Annotated in this window: 1 protein-coding gene; it reads left to right on the top strand. The window is 56.3% G+C overall.

Annotated elements, in window-relative coordinates; translation table 11 throughout:
- Positions 1 to 70 precede the first annotated feature (70 nt).
- On the top strand, positions 71 to 279 hold a 209-nt coding region (locus ACFC20_RS17850; RefSeq protein WP_375194153.1), incomplete at its 3' end, for an alpha/beta fold hydrolase.

Below are 279 nucleotides of genomic sequence, written 5' to 3' on the forward strand. Positions count from 1 at the left end.
TGTGTCTCCAGACCTGATTTCCCAACCCACAGAATTCCGTGAGTCTGAGTGGCAACTGCAAAGTATTCGCTTGGCTGGTATCACTTGGGGTGGTTTATCCGGAATTTCGTCCAAGGCCCCGGTGCTGATGGTCCATGGCTGGCTCGATAACAGCCTGACGTTCATCAAGCTGGCACCCGAACTGGCCCGGTCAACCGCTGTAACCGCCATTGATCTGGCTGGCCACGGGAAATCGGGCCACCGTCCGGCCGGACAGAGCTATTTGCTCATGGATTACGT

This window comes from Marinobacter sp., assembly GCF_041984545.1.
Lineage (GTDB): Bacteria > Pseudomonadota > Gammaproteobacteria > Pseudomonadales > Oleiphilaceae > Marinobacter.